Origin of the sequence: Affinundibacterium fentianense (assembly GCF_018139545.1) — a bacterium.
GTDB lineage: Bacteria > Pseudomonadota > Gammaproteobacteria > Burkholderiales > Burkholderiaceae_D > Undibacterium > Undibacterium fentianense.
The window spans coordinates 1-501 of sequence record NZ_JAGSPJ010000016.1 but is presented as its reverse complement, the minus strand read 5'-3'; the positions used below and the strand labels follow the sequence as shown (position 1 = coordinate 501).

At 50.7% G+C, this 501-nt stretch carries 1 pseudogene; it reads left to right on the top strand.

Features of this window, described 5'->3' with window-relative positions:
• Positions 1-501, top strand: a pseudogene (locus KDM90_RS17595) (hypothetical protein); the annotation flags it as partial.

Sequence of the window (501 nt, the reverse complement as noted above, 5' to 3'; positions counted from 1 at the left end):
TCACGGTCGCGACAATTAATGACACGATTGTCGATAGTGCGTCACCAGAAACCTTGCCATTGGTAGTGGGCGGTGTGACAGGCAATGGTGGCATTATTGATGATGACCAACCAACGATTAGTACAGTAGTCAGTGGTGGTAATGTAGTGGAAGGGAATAATCTGACGTACACCGTGTCCTTGACATCGGGTACCACAATTGCCTCGACCTATGCGTACAGCTTGGGTGGCGGTACAGCGACAGCAACGAGCGACTACAACACCACACCGACATTTAGCAATGGTGTGAGCTTGGTCGGTAGCAACTTGATCGTCCCAGCGGGCGTGTCCAGCTTCACGGTCACTGTCGCGACAATTAATGACACGATTGTCGACAGTGCGTCACCAGAAACCTTGCCATTGGTAGTGGGCGGTGTGACAGGCAATGGTGGCATTATTGATGATGACCAACCAACGATTAGTACAGTGGTCAGTGGTGGTAATGTAGTGGAAGGGAATAACC